Annotated in this window: 1 protein-coding gene and 1 pseudogene; both read left to right on the top strand. The window is 64.7% G+C overall.

Annotated elements, in window-relative coordinates; genetic code table 11:
• On the top strand, positions 1-185 hold a 185-nt coding region (locus AACY52_RS30370; protein WP_339561390.1), incomplete at its 5' end, for a hypothetical protein.
• Positions 182-496: pseudogene (locus AACY52_RS30365) on the top strand (HAD family hydrolase); the annotation flags it as partial. The gene AACY52_RS30370 and the pseudogene AACY52_RS30365, both read left to right, overlap by 4 nt.

Below are 496 nucleotides of genomic sequence, written 5' to 3'. Positions count from 1 at the left end.
CCCGCGGCATCATCCGGCAGAATGTGTTCGTCAGCCTCGGCGTCGTCGCGTTCCTCGTGCCGGCGACAATCCTCGGCCTGGGCATCGGCCCGGCGGTCGCGATGCATGAAGGCTCGACGCTGCTGGTCGTGTTCAACGCTCTGCGGCTGCTCGCCTACCGCGATCCGGCGCTCAACGCAGCATGAAATGGCTGATCGTGTTCGACCTCGACGGGACGCTTGCGGAGAGCAAGCGCCCCTTGTCCACCGAGATGGCGGCGATGCTTGCGCGTCTGCTCGCGGTGGTAGACGTCGCGGTGATCTCGGGCGGCGATTGGCCGCAATTCGAAAAGCAGGTGGTTGCGGCCCTGCCCGCCCCCGCCGCGATCGAGCATCTGTTCATCATGCCGACCACCGGCACCAAGCTCTATCGCTTCATCGATGGCATATGGAGCCCGGTCTATGCCGAGATCTTCGCGCCTGACGAGCGCGACCATATCCTAAGCGCGCTGACTGAA

Source organism: Pseudomonas sp. EA_65y_Pfl1_P113 (genome assembly GCF_963970525.1).
GTDB lineage: Bacteria > Pseudomonadota > Gammaproteobacteria > Pseudomonadales > Pseudomonadaceae > Aquipseudomonas > Aquipseudomonas tritici.
The sequence above is the reverse complement of the archived record's forward strand: the minus strand, read 5'-3'. Positions and strand labels throughout refer to the sequence as shown.